The sequence below is a fragment of the Paenibacillus sp. A3 genome, assembly GCF_001399685.1.
Lineage (GTDB): Bacteria > Bacillota > Bacilli > Paenibacillales > NBRC-103111 > Paenibacillus_G.
This window is the reverse complement of the sequence record NZ_JTHN01000227.1, coordinates 1-1119: the sequence shown is the minus strand read 5'-3', so window position 1 is coordinate 1119 and position 1119 is coordinate 1. Positions and strand designations below refer to the sequence as shown.

Genomic DNA, 1119 nt, shown 5'->3' with positions numbered 1-1119 from the left:
GCTTCGAGTGTACCGGTCCGGAACACGGTGGGACGGCCGAAGCCGCAATCGAAGGCAGGCTCGCCAGAGGAGCCATCCCCTCCGTTGTACGCACGCTGGTGCAAGCCGGCATCGAAGTGTACGGCGTCCGAAGTTCGGGCCGGACGCTGGAGGAACAATTTTTGGAGCTGACGGGAGGGGAGCGGCATGCTTAGGCTGATGCCTTTGGTGCAGAACGAATCGATGAAAATTTTCCGCCGATGGCGAACCTGGGTAATGGCCGCGAGCTTGATCGTATTTATGACGCTCCTGTCCACTGTCCAATTTATGGATAAGCCGCTTGATCAACGGGACTGGAAAACCCGGCTCTCGGCAAACATTCAGCAGACGGAGCAGATGATGAGCGACGCGCGGTTGGGCGAAGGACAGAAGCAGCGACTTCAGGAAAGCATACTCCGCGACCGGTATGCCATCGAGCACGACATTCCCGTCAACGAACGCAGCTTGTGGACTCCCGTCACGCTGGGAACAAGCTTGATCATGCTGATCACAATCTTCACGATCATCGTAGCGGCAGACAACGTCGCCGGGGAGTTTTCGGGAGGTACGATCAAGCTGATCCTGATCCGTCCGGCCAAACGGTGGAAGGTGCTGCTGAGCAAATATATCGCTTCCCTCGGATTCGCCTTGTTTCTGCTGGTCTCCGTTTTCGCCGTAAGCTGGCTTCTCGGCATCGGCTTCTACGGACTCGGCGCGCTTCATCAGCCCGGTCTCGACGTAAGAGACGGCATGGTCGTCGAACAAAGCATGGTCGCTTCCCTGCTTCAAACGTATGCGCTGAACAGCGTTTCCCTCGTGATGATGGCGACGTTCGGGTTCATGATCTCCACCGTATTCCGGTCGAGCTCCTTCGCCATCGGCGGCTCCATTGCCCTGCTCTTTGTCGGAACGAGCATCGTGCACGGGCTTCGCGAATACCCTTGGGTCAAGTATGTGCTGTTCGCCCACCTCGATCTGACGCAATATCTGAAAGGGAAGCCGCTGATCGAAGGAATGACCCTCGGCTTCTCGGTTACGATGCTGCTCGCTTATTTTGTGCTGTTTCTTTCTCTTATACCAATCTCCGAGCCCACCAGACTC

Annotated in this window: 1 protein-coding gene and 1 pseudogene; both read left to right on the top strand. The window is 56.7% G+C overall.

The genetic code is table 11. The features are described from left to right. Nucleotides 1-194 (top strand): annotated as a pseudogene (locus tag QJ48_RS37750) (bacitracin ABC transporter ATP-binding protein); the annotation flags it as partial. Continuing rightward, the coding region (locus QJ48_RS29495) for an ABC transporter permease (protein ID WP_054976945.1) at nucleotides 187-1119 on the top strand (933 nt) is incomplete at its 3' end. The pseudogene QJ48_RS37750 and the gene QJ48_RS29495, both read left to right, overlap by 8 nt.